Source organism: Klebsiella sp. 54 (assembly GCF_018223875.1).
GTDB classification, from domain to species: Bacteria; Pseudomonadota; Gammaproteobacteria; order Enterobacterales; family Enterobacteriaceae; genus Klebsiella; species Klebsiella quasipneumoniae.
Genome location: NZ_JAGRRA010000015.1, coordinates 172,831 through 188,568 on the forward strand (window position 1 = coordinate 172,831; position 15,738 = coordinate 188,568).

Annotated in this window: 16 protein-coding genes; 7 read left to right on the forward strand and 9 right to left on the reverse strand. The window is 54.3% G+C overall.

Features of this window, described 5'->3' with window-relative positions:
- Nucleotides 1-262 precede the first annotated feature (262 nt).
- The 3 genes from pfkB (at nucleotide 263) to KHQ24_RS23580 (ending at nucleotide 2,551) form a co-directional block, all read left to right on the forward strand.
- Entirely contained in the window at nucleotides 263-1,195 is a 933-nt protein-coding gene (gene pfkB, locus KHQ24_RS23570; RefSeq protein ID WP_004203145.1) for a 6-phosphofructokinase II, read from the forward strand.
- Nucleotides 1,196-1,288: 93 nt separating this feature from the next.
- Nucleotides 1,289-1,573, forward strand: a complete 285-nt coding sequence (ghoS, locus tag KHQ24_RS23575) for a type V toxin-antitoxin system endoribonuclease antitoxin GhoS (protein WP_064149766.1) — start codon at nucleotides 1,289-1,291, stop codon at nucleotides 1,571-1,573.
- Nucleotides 1,574-1,678: 105 nt separating this feature from the next.
- On the forward strand, nucleotides 1,679-2,551 hold the full coding sequence (locus KHQ24_RS23580) for a fructosamine kinase family protein (protein WP_004203150.1): 873 nt from the start codon (nucleotides 1,679-1,681) through the stop codon (nucleotides 2,549-2,551).
- 43 nt (nucleotides 2,552-2,594) lie between these two features.
- Here KHQ24_RS23580 and tonB read toward each other — a convergent pair whose 3' ends face one another.
- On the reverse strand, nucleotides 2,595-3,347 hold the full coding sequence (gene tonB, locus KHQ24_RS23585; protein WP_065904576.1) for a TonB system transport protein TonB: 753 nt from the start codon (nucleotides 3,345-3,347) through the stop codon (nucleotides 2,595-2,597).
- Nucleotides 3,348-3,557: 210 nt separating this feature from the next.
- Here tonB and KHQ24_RS23590 point away from each other — a divergent pair, with 210 nt between their 5' ends.
- Both KHQ24_RS23590 and KHQ24_RS23595 read left to right on the forward strand, forming a co-directional pair.
- Nucleotides 3,558-3,854, forward strand: coding sequence for a YciI family protein (locus KHQ24_RS23590; RefSeq protein WP_002910042.1), 297 nt, complete (start codon nucleotides 3,558-3,560; stop codon nucleotides 3,852-3,854).
- A gap of 680 nt (nucleotides 3,855-4,534) precedes the next feature.
- A complete protein-coding gene (locus tag KHQ24_RS23595) occupies nucleotides 4,535-5,182 on the forward strand; it encodes a YceI family protein (protein WP_074404044.1) in 648 nt (215 codons plus the stop codon).
- 278 nt (nucleotides 5,183-5,460) lie between these two features.
- Here the strand turns inward: KHQ24_RS23595 and KHQ24_RS23600 are convergent, their stop codons facing one another.
- Nucleotides 5,461-5,634: a YciY family protein gene (locus KHQ24_RS23600; protein WP_023290120.1), complete on the reverse strand. Its 174-nt coding sequence runs from the start codon at nucleotides 5,632-5,634 to the stop codon at nucleotides 5,461-5,463.
- 143 nt (nucleotides 5,635-5,777) lie between these two features.
- Here KHQ24_RS23600 and cls point away from each other — a divergent pair, with 143 nt between their 5' ends.
- Both cls and KHQ24_RS23610 read left to right on the forward strand, forming a co-directional pair.
- Nucleotides 5,778-7,238, forward strand: a complete 1,461-nt coding sequence (cls, locus tag KHQ24_RS23605) for a cardiolipin synthase (RefSeq protein WP_004203158.1) — start codon at nucleotides 5,778-5,780, stop codon at nucleotides 7,236-7,238.
- Between the two features lie 34 nt (nucleotides 7,239-7,272).
- On the forward strand, nucleotides 7,273-7,602 hold the full coding sequence (locus KHQ24_RS23610) for an HI1450 family dsDNA-mimic protein (protein ID WP_002910079.1): 330 nt from the start codon (nucleotides 7,273-7,275) through the stop codon (nucleotides 7,600-7,602).
- Between the two features lie 63 nt (nucleotides 7,603-7,665).
- Here KHQ24_RS23610 and KHQ24_RS23615 read toward each other — a convergent pair whose 3' ends face one another.
- The 7 genes from KHQ24_RS23615 to KHQ24_RS23645 form a co-directional block, all read right to left on the reverse strand.
- Nucleotides 7,666-8,493, reverse strand: coding sequence for an ion transporter (locus KHQ24_RS23615; protein WP_004203160.1), 828 nt, complete (start codon nucleotides 8,491-8,493; stop codon nucleotides 7,666-7,668).
- Nucleotides 8,494-8,547: 54 nt separating this feature from the next.
- The gene (gene oppF / locus KHQ24_RS23620) at nucleotides 8,548-9,552 is read right to left on the reverse strand and encodes a murein tripeptide/oligopeptide ABC transporter ATP-binding protein OppF (protein WP_211777504.1); all 1,005 of its coding nucleotides are present in this window, start codon (nucleotides 9,550-9,552) and stop codon (nucleotides 8,548-8,550) included.
- Complete coding sequence (locus tag KHQ24_RS23625; protein WP_004151853.1) at nucleotides 9,549-10,562, reverse strand: ABC transporter ATP-binding protein; 1,014 nt, start codon at nucleotides 10,560-10,562, stop codon at nucleotides 9,549-9,551. The genes oppF and KHQ24_RS23625 overlap by 4 nt, the downstream gene beginning before the upstream one ends.
- An 11-nt stretch (nucleotides 10,563-10,573) precedes the next feature.
- A complete protein-coding gene (gene oppC, locus KHQ24_RS23630) occupies nucleotides 10,574-11,482 on the reverse strand; it encodes an oligopeptide ABC transporter permease OppC (RefSeq protein ID WP_004145396.1) in 909 nt (302 codons plus the stop codon).
- Nucleotides 11,483-11,496: 14 nt separating this feature from the next.
- Nucleotides 11,497-12,417, reverse strand: a complete 921-nt coding sequence (gene oppB, locus KHQ24_RS23635; RefSeq protein ID WP_002910089.1) for an oligopeptide ABC transporter permease OppB — start codon at nucleotides 12,415-12,417, stop codon at nucleotides 11,497-11,499.
- A gap of 85 nt (nucleotides 12,418-12,502) precedes the next feature.
- Nucleotides 12,503-14,137: an oligopeptide ABC transporter substrate-binding protein OppA gene (oppA, locus tag KHQ24_RS23640; RefSeq protein ID WP_004203164.1), complete on the reverse strand. Its 1,635-nt coding sequence runs from the start codon at nucleotides 14,135-14,137 to the stop codon at nucleotides 12,503-12,505.
- Nucleotides 14,138-14,880: 743 nt separating this feature from the next.
- Nucleotides 14,881-15,528 (reverse strand): YchE family NAAT transporter, encoded by a 648-nt coding sequence (locus tag KHQ24_RS23645; protein WP_002910095.1) that lies wholly within the window; start codon nucleotides 15,526-15,528, stop codon nucleotides 14,881-14,883.
- Between the last annotated feature and the right edge of the window lie 210 nt (nucleotides 15,529-15,738).

The window sequence follows — 15,738 nt, forward strand, 5'->3', positions numbered from 1 at the left end:
AAGAGACCTGTGGGTCCCGGAAACTTTCGCGAGGATCGCGGAGTGCAGGTCCTAAGAAAGGTAGCAAATTATAAAAAAGCACGAATAACATAGCAATCACTTACTCTTTCGTTTTTTGAATAAGACAGCTCCGGAAACAATCTTTATTTCATAATGAAAATACAGGCTTCTTTGCAAATCTCTCAGGGACAGCACTTTCCCTCCCTGAATCATCGTGCCATGCTTAAATAAAGCACAGTCGCCGTATTAAGGAGGAGAAGGAATGACCAAAATTTATACGCTCACGCTGGCCCCCTCGCTGGATAGCGCCACCCAGACCCCGCAGATCTACCCGGAAGGGAAACTCCGCTGCAGCGCGCCGGTATTTGAACCCGGCGGCGGCGGGATCAACGTCGCCCGCGCCGTGACCTTTCTCGGCGGCAAAGCCACCGCCATTTTCCCGATTGGCGGCGCCACCGGCGAGCACCTTGCCGCCCTGCTGGCCGATGAGCAGGTGCCGATCGAGACCGTCGAAACCCGCGACTGGACGCGACAGAACCTGCACGTTCACGTGGCCGCCAGCGGCGAACAGTATCGCTTTGTGATGCCCGGCGCCGCGCTGACAGACGATGAATTCCGCCGCCTGGAAGAAAAAGTCCTGACCATCGACCCCGGCTCACTGCTGGTGATCAGCGGCAGCCTGCCGCCAGGTATCAGCGTCGAAAATCTGATGCAGCTGGTTAAAAATGCGCAACAGCAAGGCCTGCGTTGCATTATCGACAGCTCCGGCGATGCGCTGGCCGCCGCGCTGGACGTCGGCAATATTGAATTAGTGAAGCCAAACCAGAAAGAGCTCAGCGCCCTCGTGCAGCGCGATCTGAGCCAGCCTGATGACGTCCGCCTTGCCGCTCAGTCGTTGATCCAGTCCGGTAAAGTGCGCCGGGTGGTGGTCTCCCTCGGTCCGCAGGGGGCGTTAGGGGTTGACGCCAGCGGCAGCGTTCAGGTGGTGCCGCCGCCAATGAAAAGCCAGAGCACCGTCGGCGCCGGCGACAGCATGGTGGGCGCCATGACCTTGCGTCTGGCGGAAAACGCCAGCCTCGAAGACATGGTACGCTTTGGCGTCGCCGCCGGTAGTGCCGCGACCATCAACCAGGGTACCCGCCTCTGTTCGCAGGCCAATACGCAAAAAATCTACGATTATCTCTGCGGACGTTGATTTCCCCTGCCCCTCCGCGCCGGCGGAGGGGAGCCGCGAGATTTGCAGGATGGTCTATGCTGGAAAGGCCATACATAACAACGGGGTGTCGAGATGAGCAATGAAATTACCGCCTGGGTCGTCAGCGTAACCTTCCATGAGCAGGCGCTGACGGAGATCAATGAGGTCAGCAACCATTTTACCCGTGCCGGGTTTGTACTAACGCTCAATGATGAAGAGGGCACGCCCCATGAGCTGGGCACCAATACCTTTGGCCTGCTGAGCGCCCAAACAGCCGAGGAAGTGAAAGCTCTCAGCGCCGGCCTGGCGGAATCGGCCCTTGGCCGTCCGGCAGAAATCGCCGTCAGCACATTCGCCGAGTGGTTAAAAGCTCAATAAATGCGTTTAGCGCAACGGAAAGCGTCAGTTGTGCGTCAGTTCCAGGTTTACCCGGTAGTAATGCGCTAACCTTATGATATGGTGGAAAACATGGGGAGAGACAGCATGTGGCAAGCAATCAGTACTCTTTTACGCGATTGGCATACCGAAGACGCTGAAATCGAACTGAAAACCGAGCTGCCCGGCGGAGAGATCCATTCCGCCTGGCATTTGCGCTTCGGCGGCAAAGATTACTTCGTGAAATGCGACGAACGGGAACTCCTGCCTATCTTCACCGCCGAGGCCGATCAGCTGGAGCTGCTGTCGCGAAGCAAAACCGTTCGCGTACCGCAGGTCTTTGCCGTCGGCAGCGATCGCGACTACAGCTTCGTGGTCATGGAATACCTCCCTCCCCGTCCGCTGGATGCGCATAACGCTTTCCTGCTTGGCCAGCAGTTAGCCCACCTGCATCGGTGGAGCGATCAGCCGCAGTTCGGTCTGGATTTTGATAACGATCTTTCCACCACGCCGCAGCCCAACGCCTGGCAGCGTCGCTGGTCGGTGTTTTTTGCCGAGCAGCGTATCGGCTGGCAGCTGGAGCTGGCGGCGGAGAAAGGGTTGCACTTTGGCGATATCGATACCTTAGTCGATGTGGTACAGCAGCGGCTGGCCAACCATCAGCCGCAACCTTCGCTGCTGCACGGGGACCTGTGGTCCGGCAACTGCGCCTTAGGGCCGGATGGCCCCTACATCTTCGACCCGGCCTGCTACTGGGGCGACCGCGAGTGTGATTTAGCAATGCTGCCGATGCACCCGGAACAACCCCCGCAGATCTATGACGGCTATCAGTCCGTCTCGCCGCTACCGGCTGGTTTTCTCGAGCGTCAGCCGATTTACCAGCTTTATACCCTGCTGAACCGGGCGATATTGTTCGGTGGCCAGCACCTGGTGACAGTCCAGCAGGCGCTGGACGATGTCCTGATGGAAAAAACGCGTTAGACAAGGTTTACGGCGGACCTCACCGGTCCGCCGCCCTGCATTATCAGTTAATCTCGACGCCGTTGAGGCGGAATTTAATGGTCATCGTCACGCCGGTTCCCGGTCTTGCCTGCTCGTAACGCCATCTGCGCATCGCGCTTTTCACCTCGCGCTCGAACATATTCGCCGGCTGGGCGGAGAGGATCTGCAAATTATCAATTCGGCCATCTGGCGTAACGTCAAACTTCACCCGCACCGTCCCTTCAATGCGCAGCGCCTGAGCGCGCGCCGGATAGGTCGGCTGGACACGGCTGATGGCCCGCGGGCCGCTCGGGGCAGTGACGGTGGGTTTGGCCGCTGCGGTGGAGGTGCTCGGCGCGGTGCGCGCTGGCGTCGTATTGTTGTTTTCAAACGGTGAAGCCGGACGCGGCTCCGCTGCCGGCTTGACGTCCCGCTTCGGCTGTTCAACCTTTTTCTCCGGCTTGGGCTTCGGTTTAGGTTTAGGTTTTGGCTTCGGCTTAGGTTCCGGTTTATGGATCACCACCGGCGCCTCTTTCGGCGGCTCAGGGACCACCTCAGGTTCCGGCTCTGGTTCGGGTTCAACAACGGGCTGCACGACGGGTTGCGCCGCCGGGGGCGGCTCAAGATCGGCCGGCGCCACCATGGTGATCTCTATCGGCTGCGTCGGGGAAGGCTGTTCAATAACCTGATGTACCGAGGTATAAAGCAACCCCGCCACAACGGCACCGTGGATAGCCACGGACAGCAGCGTTGGCCACGGGAAGCGGCGAGGTAAATCAAGGGTCATTGCGCTCATAGTCGTTTCTGTTGAAAAATGATGCTCCGATTTTAAATGCAAATAGCAATCATATTCAATAAGCCGTCTTAACCTGAGTCAATTTTTGCCGCCATTTGCGGAAAAAAGCCGCGTCGGCAGGGCATTCGGCGCCGGGGCGCATCTTTGCATTGCAGTCCATCGTCGTTTAACTTAACGTAATTCGCCTGTTTATTGATAAGGAGCTTTGCCGTGCTTTACGTTATCTACGCTGAAGATATCGCCGATTCTCTGGAAAAGCGGCTCTCGGTTCGCCCCGCGCATCTTGCGCGTCTACAACTTTTACATGATGAAGGTCGGTTGCTTACCGCCGGACCAATGCCGGCCGTTGACAGCAACGAACCGGGCGCAGCCGGATTCAGCGGCTCAACGGTAATCGCTGAGTTTGAATCGCTGGAAGCGGCTCAGGCCTGGGCCAATGACGATCCGTACATTGCAGCTGGCGTCTACCGCCAGGTCTCTGTTAAGCCATATAAGAAAGTATTTTGAAAATACCCTTTTCTTTTTCTGGTTAACCGCAAAAACACACCAGGCCATCAGATGAAAGGGCGCATTTTTCTACACAACATTAAAATGCCGCCCTTTTTAACCGCACGAAAGCGCTGGCTGTTATCCGCCTGAGATGCCTGGAAGATGAGCACATCTCTTCCCCAGCGACGACATCATCGACCATCACCTCGCCTTTTGCGGCAACAGAAAATGCCGACCAAACGTCGACGCCGGGCATGATATTGAATGGCTAATATATTGAATAAGTCTGTGACAGAGATCTTGCATGGATCTATCGCTTGCTTTGCATGCCAGCGCATCCCGACATCGCCTGGTAAATCTTAAACACAGTTGAAAGAAGATCGTTAAAGAGAGAGGGATTCTCAGCAACAGATATTAACGCCTGGAGTAAATAAGCATGTATATCCGGTTCAGCTGACATAGGACCAAATATCGCCTATCTTGCTGCATTCAGGATCGCGGTGTCTGGAAAGCAACCGGAAATAAAAAAATGCGCTGATCCAGGCACATCCCATAGGGATGAACGTATAAAGATCACGTGACCAGATTTACGTTACAGAGGATTTTTTTAATGCCTATTAATTTCGTTAGGTAAAATTCACGCGGAGTGATTGTAGGGTTATTATTGGTTGGTTAAAATATTTGAACGGGAATAACAAATGTTTTCAATAAGCCCTGCATTTTTTTGGGCTACCATTTATGCACCTGACGCTTATGAGGATTTTTGTATGAACACCCTGAAAAAAACCGCATTATTTTCTCTGCTTGCCTTATATATTCCTGTATCACAGGCCGCTGCCACAGAATATAGCCTGGATCCACAGCATACTTCGGTTGTTATTGCCTGGAACCATTTTGGTTTCTCTAACCCTACCGCCTATATCTCTGATGTTTCAGGTAAACTCTCTTTTGACAAAGACAACCCAGAGAAATCCTCTGTGCACGTCACGCTGCCAGTCAAAACCATTGATACGCATGTCAAAGCGTTAACGGATGAGTTTTTAGGCAAAGAGTACTTCGATGTCAAAACGTATCCTGAGGCAACCTTTCAGAGCACCCGGGTGGAAAGTAAAGGCGGCAATAAATATGATGTTGAAGGTAACCTGACCATTAAAGACATCACCAAACCGGTAGTATTGCATGCCACCCTGAACAAGCAGGACATGCATCCGATGGTGAAAAAAGAGGCCATTGGTTTTGATGCCACTGGGGTAATAAAACGTTCAGACTTCAAGCTTGATAAATATGTTCCGGCGGTGAGTGATAACGTGACCATCACGTTATCTACGGAAGCCTATGCCAAATAAATTTACACCCACAAAAGCGGTGCATTTTAATCAGAGTGGTCACCCCGATAGTTAGCATGAAATTGAAAAACGATCGACAACCCCGCGCCCTGTTCAGGCTTCTGCAGGGCGGTTAATGTCTGTCGCAGAATAAGGAGTTCTGTCGGTAATTCCCCGTCATACCCTGACAGACATCGCATAGATATTTCATTAGGCCACCTGGCGATGTTAAAAGGGAGTTCGGCGCAGGGCTGAGAAAACGACAACGGCACCGCGCACGGTGCCGTTAGCCTGCTCGCTTAACAGTCGGGGAAAATAAACAGCAGAGCATGACGCTGCCGTTTCACCAGCCCCTTTCTGATGGCGAGGATCCGCATATTGCGGCGTGATTGGGCTTCCAGCCAGCGCGCTTTACGGCGATTCACCTGTCTCAGCATGCGCCAGCGCCCTACTTCCGTTCTACTACGCTTCATTGCAACGACTCTACGAGTGAAAACAGCCCCCATTATAAACCTCTGCCTGCGGCTGACCACCGCTTTCGCTGCGTTTTTATTTGCCAGAAAAATACTGATGCGTAAACTCATCACATAACGTCATTCAAAAGGATTTTACATCTATGACAACCTTTTACACGGTGGTGAACTGGCTGGTCATTCTGGGGTACTGGCTGTTGATCGCCGGTGTAACATTACGAATTCTAATGAAACGCCGCGCTGTGCCGTCCGCGATGGCATGGTTATTGATCATTTATATTCTGCCGCTGGTGGGGATCATCGCCTATCTCTCCTTTGGCGAGCTGCATCTTGGCAAGCGGCGGGCAGAACGCGCGAGGGCGATGTGGCCTTCCACGGCCAAATGGTTAAACGACCTCAAAGCCTGCAAACATATCTTCGCGGAAGATAACAGCCCGGTGGCCGAGTCCCTGTTCAAGCTGTGCGAACGGCGCCAGGGCATTGGCGGCGTAAAAGGCAACCAGCTGCAGCTGCTGACGGAATCTGACGACGTCATGCAGGCCCTGATCCGCGATATTCAACTGGCTCGCCATAACATTGAGATGGTCTTCTATATCTGGCAGCCAGGCGGCATGGCCGACAGCGTCGCCGAATCGCTGATGGCCGCCGCCCGTCGCGGGGTTCACTGCCGGTTGATGCTCGACTCCGCGGGCAGTGTGGCTTTTTTCCGCAGCCCATGGGCAGCAATGATGCGTAACGCCGGCATTGAAGTGGTCGAGGCTCTCAAGGTCAATCTGATGCGTGTGTTTCTGCGCCGGATGGACCTGCGTCAGCATCGCAAAATGGTAATGATCGATAACTATATCGCCTACACCGGCAGCATGAATATGGTTGATCCCCGCTACTTTAAACAGGACTCAGGGGTCGGACAGTGGATTGACCTGATGGCGCGCATGGAAGGCCCGGTGGCGACCTCGATGGGCATCGTCTACTCCTGTGACTGGGAGATCGAGACCGGCAAGCGCATTCTGCCGCCGCCGCCGGACGTCAATATCATGCCGTTCGAAGAGGCCAGCGGACATACTATTCACACGATCGCCTCCGGACCGGGCTTTCCGGAAGATCTGATTCATCAGGCTCTCCTCACCGCCGCCTACGCGGCGAAAGAGCATTTGATCATGACCACACCCTACTTCGTACCCAGCGACGACCTGCTGCACGCGATCTGTACCGCCGCCCAGCGCGGCGTGGACGTGAGTATTATTTTACCGCGCAAGAACGATTCGCTGCTGGTGGGCTGGGCCAGCCGGGCCTTTTTCACCGAGCTGCTGGCAGCAGGGGTGAAGATTTACCAGTTCGAAGGCGGCCTGTTGCATACCAAGAGTGTGCTGGTCGATGGCGAACTGAGTTTGGTGGGTACCGTGAATCTGGATATGCGCAGCCTGTGGCTCAATTTTGAAATCACGCTGGTCATCGATGACGCCGGCTTCGGCAGCGATCTGGCGGCGGTCCAGGATGACTATATCTCGCGCTCGCGCCTGCTGGACGCCCGTCGCTGGTTAAAACGTCCGCTGTGGCAGCGGATCGCCGAGCGACTGTTTTACTTCTTCAGCCCGTTGCTGTAAAACGTGCCCATCAGATACCGAATGAGTAGCAATCATGGATATGGATTTAAACAACCGTCTGACCGAAGACGAAACGCTTGAGCAGGCATACGACATCTTCCTCGAACTGGCGGCCGATAACCTCGACCCGGCGGACATCATTCTGTTTAACCTGCAGTTTGAGGAGCGCGGCGGCGCCGAGCTGTTCGACCCGTCTGCAGACTGGGAAGAGCATGTGGATTACGATCTGAACCCGGATTTCTTCGCCGAAGTGGTGATTGGCCTGGCGGATACCGACGGCGGGGAAATCAATGATATCTTCGCCCGCGTACTGCTGTGCCGCGAGAAAGATCATAAGCTGTGTCATATTCTGTGGCGTGAATAACGCTGACCAGCCAGTGAAAAGCCTGCCGCGTTCCTCCCGGCAGGCTTTTTTTATGCCGAGGGTTTACTGCGGTAACGCATGGCCACAGGCGTGACAAAACCGGGCGTTATCGTCATGGTGGCCCTGCTGGCATTGCGGGCATACCCGCTGCTGACGCCGCCGGTTCAGGGCGCTGGTCATATGGGTGGTGATAAGCCCGGTCGGAATGGCAATAATGGAGTATCCGATCAGGATGAGAATGGAGGCCAGGATGCGGCCCAGCGGTGTATGCGGCGTGATATCCCCGTAGCCGACGGTAGTGATGGTTACAATGGCCCAATAGACCGAAGCGTTGAGCGTGGTAAAACCATACTCTGGCCCTTCTATCAGGTACATTAACGAGCCGAAAATCACCATCACAATGGCGATAAACGAATAGAACAGGATCAGCTGATGGCGCGCGCTGACAATCGCCCGCCAGAACACATTGAGCGAAGGCATAAAGCGCAACAGTTTGAGAATACGCAACGCGCGGATCGCCCGCATTGCCCGCCAGGCAAAGACATAATTGAGGCTAATTTCCGGCCACAGCCACATCACGTACAGCGGCAGGATGGTCGCTAAGTCAATAAACCCCCAGAAGCTGAAAATGTAGTGGAGCGGATTGGGCCATGTCGCAATACGCAGCAGATACTCCAGGGTAAAGACCGCGGTCACCAGCAGCTCCAGCCAGACGAAAATATGCCATTCATCTAATGTCAGATGATATTGCGTGCCCAGCCCCGACTCGACAAATATCACCACCACGCTGAGCAATGCGAAAAGTCCGCACAGACCTTCGAAGCGGCGGCCGGAACGTCGGTTTTGATCGAAAAGCAAATGATAAAGCCGCAGGCGAGCGGCAGAAAGCATACCCACTTCGTTAACCTCGCAAAAAAAAGGGCTGACCTGCGTCAGCCCCTGAGATTATAACGGGTCTACCTTAAGGCAGGAAACCGCATGGCGGAAGCTGCCTTCCAGCACCGGACGGGTTTTGGCGCACTCCGGTCCAGCGAGCGGACAGCGGGTGCGGAAGACACAGCCCGAAGGCTGATTAATCGGCGAGGGTAATTCGCCCTCCAGCAGTTGGATGGTTTTCGTTTTTTCGAGGTCCGGATCGGGGATCGGCACCGCCGACATCAGCGCTTTGGTATAGGGATGCAGCGGATTATGGTACACCTCATCGTAGGTTCCCAGCTCCACCGCATGGCCCAGATACATCACCAGTACGCGATCGGAGATGTGCTTAACTACCGCCAGATCGTGGGCGATAAATATCAGCGACAGTCCCATTTCACGCTGCAGCTGCTGCAGCAGGTTGACCACCTGGGCCTGGATGGACACGTCAAGTGCGGACACCGGCTCATCGCAGATAATCAGCTTCGGCTCGAGGATCAGCGCCCGCGCGATGCCGATGCGCTGACACTGACCGCCAGAGAACTCGTGCGGATAGCGGTTGATCAGGTTAGGCAACAGCCCGACTTTCATCATCATCGCCTTCACGCGATCGCGCACTTCCTGACGCGGCATCTTCGGATGATAGGTACGCAGCGGTTCAGCGATGATTTCTCCGATGGTCATACGCGGGTTCAGCGAGGCCAGCGGATCCTGGAAGATCATCTGGATATCGCTGCGCACGTCGCGCCACTCTTCCTGCTTCATGCCCAGCAGATCTTTACCCAACCAGGCCACTTTGCCATCGGTGGCCTTCACCAGGCCAATGATGGCGCGGGCGAAAGTCGATTTACCGCAGCCTGACTCCCCCACCACGCCGAGGGTCTCGCCTTCATAGAGACGCAGCGTCACGCCATCTACGGCTTTCAGCGTTTTCGACGGCTGCCAGAACCACTGTTTGCCATCTTTAATATCGAAATGCACCTTCAGGTCGGCAATTTCGAGCAGGACTTTTCGTTGTTCAGTTACGGCGTTCATAGCAGATCCCCCACCGGTTTAAAGCAGGCGCGCAGGCGACCTGGCGCGAAAGACTCCAGCGGCGGCGCGCTGCTGCACTGTTCCATTGCATGCGGACAGCGCGGCTGGAATGGGCAGCCTTTCGGCAAACGCAGCAGGTTCGGCGGGTTGCCCGGAATGGTCAATAACGCATCGCCTTCGGCATCCAGACGAGGAACCGCATTCAACAGCCCAATAGAGTATGGGTGCGACGGCTGATAGAAGACATCGCGCGCCTGACCGTACTCCATGGTGCGGCCCGCATACATCACCAGCACTTTATCGCAGATCCCCGCCACGACTCCGAGGTCATGGGTGATCATAATGATGGCCGTATTAAATTCGCGTTTCAGCTCATTCAGTAACGTCATGATCTGCGCCTGCACAGTGACGTCCAAAGCGGTGGTCGGCTCATCGGCAATCAGCAGCCGCGGCCGGCACAGTAGCGCCATGGCAATCATCACGCGCTGGCGCATCCCGCCGGAGAACTCGTGCGGGAACATCTTCATGCGCTTGCGCGCTTCCGGCATTTTCACCGCGTCGAGCATCTTGACCGACTCCTCAAATGCTTCGGCTTTGCTCAGCCCCTTATGCAGCATCAGGACTTCCATTAACTGCTCTCCCACCCGCATATATGGGTTCAGAGAGGTCATCGGATCCTGGAAAATCATCGAGATTTGCTCGGCGCGCAGTTTGTTCAGCTCACGCTCGGGCAAATTGAGGATTTGCCGACCGTTAAAGGTGGCAGAACCCCCGATGCGACCGTTGGCCGCCAGCAGCCCCATCAGGGCGAAGGCGGTCTGCGATTTACCGGAGCCGGACTCCCCGACAATACCGAGCGTTTCGCCCGCCTGGAGGGTGAAGTTCAGATCATTGACGGCGGTGACATCGCCATCCGGCGTTTTAAAGGTGACGCGAAGATCTTTCACGTCCAGCAGCAGGCCGCTGTGACTCTGCGCTTGCGGCGCTTTTGCCGTTTCAATCATGGTCATGGCAGCGCTCCTTAGCGGTCTTTCGGGTCGAGGGCATCACGCAGACCATCGCCGATAAAGTTGAAACAGAACAGGGTCACCACCAGGAAACCCGCCGGGAACAGCAACAGCCAGGGCGAGACCTCCATTGAGTTGGCGCCATCGCTGAGCAATGCCCCCCAGCTGCTGAGCGGCTCCTGCGTCCCCAGCCCCAGGAAGCTGAGGAAGGATTCAAAGAGGATCATACTGGGGACCAGCAGCGAGGCGTACACCACCACCACACCCAGCACATTAGGAACGATATGGCGCAGCACGATGCTCGCTGTGGAGACCCCGCCGACCTGCGCCGCCTCAATAAACTCTTTGCGCTTCAGGCTCAAGGTCTGTCCGCGTACGATACGGGCCATGTCCAGCCAGGAGACCATGCCGATAGCGACAAAAATCAACAGGATATTCTGACCAAAAAAGGTCACCAGCAGGATAACGAAGAACATAAACGGGAAGGAGTTGAGGATCTCCAGCAGACGCATCATCACCGAATCCACTTTGCCGCCGAGATACCCGGAAAGCGAACCGTACAGCGTGCCGAGGATCACCGCCACCAGCGCCGCCGCCACCCCAACCATCAGCGAAATACGCCCGCCGATCGCCACGCGCACCAGCAGATCGCGACCGGAGGAGTCGGTCCCAAAGTAGTGGCCAGAGGCCATGTCCGGGGCATTGGACATCATGCCCCAGTCGGTATCGAAATAGGAGAATGACGACACCATCGGCGCGAAGGTCACGAACAGCGCAATGAGCACCAGCATAATCAAGCTGGTGACCGCGGCGCGGTTATGCATAAAGCGGCGACGCGCATCCTGCCAGAGGCTACGCCCCTCCACTTCCAGCTTCTCACTGAAGTTTTCCAGCGCCTCGCTATTTTTCTTACTTAACATCATGGCGAACTCCGGCTTCAGTAGCGAATCTTCGGATCGATAACGGCGTAAAGCACGTCAACGATGGCGTTGAACAGAATAGTCAGGGCACCCACGAGGATCGTCAGGCTGAGCACCAGCGAGTAGTCGCGGTTAAGCGCCCCGTTAACGAACAGCTGGCCAATCCCCGGCAGGCCGTAAATGGTTTCAATGACCATTGAGCCCGTAATGATGCCCACGAAAGCCGGCCCCATATAGGAGAGCACCGGCAGCAGCGCCGGCTTCAGCGCATGGCGCAAAATAATGCGGCGCATCGGCAGCCCCTTCGCCCGCGCGGTGCGGATAAAGTTAGAGTGCAGCACTTCAATCATTGAGCCGCGGGTAATTCGCGCGATGCTGGCGATATAGGCCAGGGAAAGCGCCACCATCGGCAGGATCATAAATTTCAACGCCCCGCCGTTCCAGCCGCCGCCCGGCAGCCAGTGCAGGGTAATAGCAAAGATCATCACCAGCAGAGGCGCCACCACAAAGCTCGGAATAACCACGCCGGTCATGGCTACCCCCATCACCGCATAGTCCCAGCGGGTATTCTGCTTCAAAGCGGCAATAACGCCCGCAGCGACGCCGATCACTACCGCCAGCAAAAAGGCAGCGAAGCCCAGTTTCGCCGAAACCGGGAAGCTGGCCGCCACCAGATCGTTGACCGAATAATCTTTGTATTTAAAGGAGGGACCAAAATCGCCATGCGCCAGCTGCTTCAGGTAATTGAAGTACTGCGTCATGATGGGGTCGTTTAAATGGTATTTTGCTTCAATATTCGCCATGACTTCCGGCGGTAGCGTGCGTTCCCCGGTAAAAGGACTTCCCGGAGCCAGACGCATCATGAAGAATGAAATGGTAATAAGAATGAATAGCGTCGGAATCGCTTCCAGACAGCGACGTAAGATAAATTTTAACATTGCCCGTACCTTCTGGCGTGTGCCTTTGCACTGCTCTCAAATAAGACACGATGGAGCGAGCACAGGCCCGCTCCACGTATTGCCATTAATGTTTGATAACGTAAAGGTCTTTGGTATAGACGTTATCCATCGGGTCTTTACCGGTGTAGCCACCGACCCACGGTTTCACCAGGCGGGCGTTAACGTAGTAATAGACCGGTACGATCGCGCTGTCTTTGTCCAGCTGCTGCTCTGCTTTCGCATAGGCTGCAGTGCGCTGCGCTTCATCGGATGCTTTCACGGATTCAGCCATAATCTTATCGAACGCCGGGCTCTTATAGTGCGCAGTGTTCATTGAGCTGTCTGAAAGCATGGTATTCAGGAATGAGGTTGGCTCGTTATAGTCGGCGCACCAGCCTGCACGCGCCACGTCATAGGTACCCTGATGACGGGTATCGAGGAACGTTTTCCACTCCTGGTTGACTAACTTCACGTCAATGCCCAGGTTTTTACGCCACAGCGAGGCGGCGGCAATCGCCAGCTTCTTGTGCAAATCAGAGGTGTTATACAGCAGGTTGAAGGTCAACGGTTTATCGGCGCTATAGCCGGCTTCGGCCAGCAGTTTTTTCGCTTCTTCATTCCGTTTTTCCTGCGACCAGGTAAACCATTCCGGCTCGGTCAGTTTCGCGCCATCGGTATACGGCGGGGTGTAGCCGTAGGCCGGCAGATCGCCCTGTCCTTTTACCTTATTGGCAATAATGTCGCGGTCCAGACCCAGCTTCAGCGCGGTACGTACGCGCACGTCGGTGAACGGTGCTTTCTGATTGTTAATTTCGTAGTAATAAGTACACAGATACGGGTCAACGTGCAGCTCGTTCGGGATCTCTTTTTTCAGTTTCTGGAAGAGCTCGATCGGCAGCTGGTTATAGGTCATATCCAGCTCACCGCTACGGTAACGGTTAACATAGGTCACTTCAGAAGAGGTCGGCAGCCAGGTGACAGTGTTAATAACGGTTTTGGCATTATCCCAGTAATGTGGGTTGCGCTCCATGACGATACGTTCGTTGACCACCCAGTCTTTCAGGGTGTACGCGCCATTGGTGACGATATTGCCAGGCTGCGTCCACTTCTCGCCAAATTTTTCAATCGCTGGTTTGTAGACAGGAGACATCGCCGGGTTAACCAGCAGTTTATAAAAATAGGGTACTGGCTCGCTGAGGGTGACTTCCAGCGTGTGGTCGTCAATGGCTTTTACGCCCAGTTCGCTCGGAGCTTTCTTGCCGTCAATGATTTCGTCGACGTTCACGATATGACCATACTGCGGATAGCTGGCATAAGGAGACGCGGTTTTCGGATCCACCAGACGCTGCCAGCTATAAACGAAGTCCTGGGCGGTCACCGGCTCGCCGTTAGACCATTTCGCATCTTTACGCAGATGGAAAGTCCAGACTTTGAAATCTTTATTATCCCAGCTCTCTGCCACGCCAGGGATCGGGTGGCCATCTTTCGGCGAGGTATTCAGCAAGCCTTCGAACAGGTCGCGGCTAATATTCGCCTCAGGCACCCCTTCGATTTTATTCGGGTCCAGCGATTGCGGTTCGGCGCCGCTATTTCGCACCAGCGTTTGCTTATCCGAAAGCTGCACACCGGCCGGGACATCCGCTGCCATAGCCATATTGCCGGCCATGAGTGCGGATAGCACTCCTGCGGCGATCAAACGTTTTTTAGTGATGATGGTCATTGTGTTGTAACTCCAGTCATTATAATTACTGGTTTTTTAACCAGCCTGTTTTTTTCCCGTTTAGGGGATCTGTCCAGCGCAGGAGTGTTTGCGATTGGCAGATTGCTATCACCGACTTATTTATTACGACCGCTCGAACGGCAGTCTTAACGTCGATTCGTTCCCCCTCGCTGGGGGGCAGTTCCGGCATAGCGAGATCATTAAAAATGATTCTCATTTACGCACATAATTCAGCAGACGATAACGGCGGAAAGTACCAAAAGGTAAACACCTCCGCCAATGCAATTTGCAAATATGTTACCGGATTCTCTTTTATTGCCGGCTTTGCCAGCGTTACTCGCGGTTGTCACAAAACGCCGATAGAAAAATATCATTATTAATCATTTAGTTATGACACTTTCACCAGCCAACATACTGATCAACGACCGCAAGATGATTTTTTGTACAAAAATTTAACAATAGATTACTTTTTAGCACATTCATCTACAGCCTTGTTAAAATTACTAATATCATTTCGATGATCCGACAGCAAGTACCAGAGAATGATGTGAAGAAAATAACATCACAGGATGGGGAGACGTGAGGGGAATGTTAAGAGAAATATTTCATATATTAATGAAAATTATGGAATTAATAGCGATATCGCAAAATGTTATTCCTACCGCCGGTTACGCGCTGGCTAATAGGTTTTGCTAATAATCGCGCAGGCGAGAAGGGAACCTACCCGCCTGCGTGGCAACCAGCTAACTCAGCAGCCCCGGAAAGAGCGCTTTAATCCCCGTCACAATAAACTCAATGCCAAGGGCCATCAGCAGCAGGCCCATAATACGGGTGATAACGTTGATCCCTGTCTGCCCTAGCAGACGCACCAGCCACGGCGCCATGCGGAAAATCCCCCAGCAGCAGAGGGCAAAGACGGCAATCGCCAGTGAAAAACCGACGAGGTGCACCCAGGAGTGATACCGCGTACCCCACACGATAGTGGAACTGATTGCCCCCGGTCCGGCCATCAGCGGTAGCGCGAGAGGAACCACGCCGATGCTCTCCCGCACCGCCGTCTCCGACTTCTCCTGCTTGTTCTGCTTATCTTCACCGAGCTTACCGCTGATCATCGACATCGCGATGGTCACCACCAGGATGCCGCCGGCGATACGGAATGAATCAATGGAGATACCAAAAATCTGCAGAATGCCATCGCCGAGAAACAATGACGTCAGGAGGATGATCGCCACCGACAGGTTGGCGGTCAGGTTGGTCTTATTGCGCACTGCTGCCGGTTGGTAGCTGGTCATACTAATGAACACCGGAATAATGCCCACCGGGTTAACCAGAGCAAATAAGCCGATGAAAAACTTGAAATATGCAGAAAAATCGAACAGTGATTGAGTCACAATGGGCTCCGCAGCATCATCAAAATTGGCGGTTGACTGTTAACAGCATAAAATAACTGCGCGAAACATACGCTTTTTGCATGCAATATTCATTATAAATATGCATAACCCGGTGATATGTATCGAATGTTAGCTATTTGTAGTTTTAATGCTAATCGTTTTTTTAATTTCAAAACCCTCCCATTACACTTGATCGAACCGGTCAAAAAG

What these genes read in the sequence shown, in the direction of transcription:
- pfkB (WP_004203145.1), top strand. Translation starts at nt 263, where the DNA reads ATGACCAAAATTTATACGCTCACGCTGGCCCCCTCGCTGGATAGCGCC.
- ghoS (WP_064149766.1), top strand. Translation starts at nt 1,289, where the DNA reads ATGAGCAATGAAATTACCGCCTGGGTCGTCAGCGTAACCTTCCATGAG.
- KHQ24_RS23580 (WP_004203150.1), top strand. Translation starts at nt 1,679, where the DNA reads ATGTGGCAAGCAATCAGTACTCTTTTACGCGATTGGCATACCGAAGAC.
- tonB (WP_065904576.1), bottom strand. Translation starts at nt 3,347, where the DNA reads ATGAGCGCAATGACCCTTGATTTACCTCGCCGCTTCCCGTGGCCAACG.
- KHQ24_RS23595 (WP_074404044.1), top strand. Translation starts at nt 4,535, where the DNA reads ATGTTTTCAATAAGCCCTGCATTTTTTTGGGCTACCATTTATGCACCT.
- KHQ24_RS23600 (WP_023290120.1), bottom strand. Translation starts at nt 5,634, where the DNA reads ATGAAGCGTAGTAGAACGGAAGTAGGGCGCTGGCGCATGCTGAGACAG.
- cls (WP_004203158.1), top strand. Translation starts at nt 5,778, where the DNA reads ATGACAACCTTTTACACGGTGGTGAACTGGCTGGTCATTCTGGGGTAC.
- KHQ24_RS23610 (WP_002910079.1), top strand. Translation starts at nt 7,273, where the DNA reads ATGGATATGGATTTAAACAACCGTCTGACCGAAGACGAAACGCTTGAG.
- KHQ24_RS23615 (WP_004203160.1), bottom strand. Translation starts at nt 8,493, where the DNA reads ATGCTTTCTGCCGCTCGCCTGCGGCTTTATCATTTGCTTTTCGATCAA.
- oppF (WP_211777504.1), bottom strand. Translation starts at nt 9,552, where the DNA reads ATGAACGCCGTAACTGAACAACGAAAAGTCCTGCTCGAAATTGCCGAC.
- KHQ24_RS23625 (WP_004151853.1), bottom strand. Translation starts at nt 10,562, where the DNA reads ATGACCATGATTGAAACGGCAAAAGCGCCGCAAGCGCAGAGTCACAGC.
- oppC (WP_004145396.1), bottom strand. Translation starts at nt 11,482, where the DNA reads ATGATGTTAAGTAAGAAAAATAGCGAGGCGCTGGAAAACTTCAGTGAG.
- oppB (WP_002910089.1), bottom strand. Translation starts at nt 12,417, where the DNA reads ATGTTAAAATTTATCTTACGTCGCTGTCTGGAAGCGATTCCGACGCTA.
- oppA (WP_004203164.1), bottom strand. Translation starts at nt 14,137, where the DNA reads ATGACCATCATCACTAAAAAACGTTTGATCGCCGCAGGAGTGCTATCC.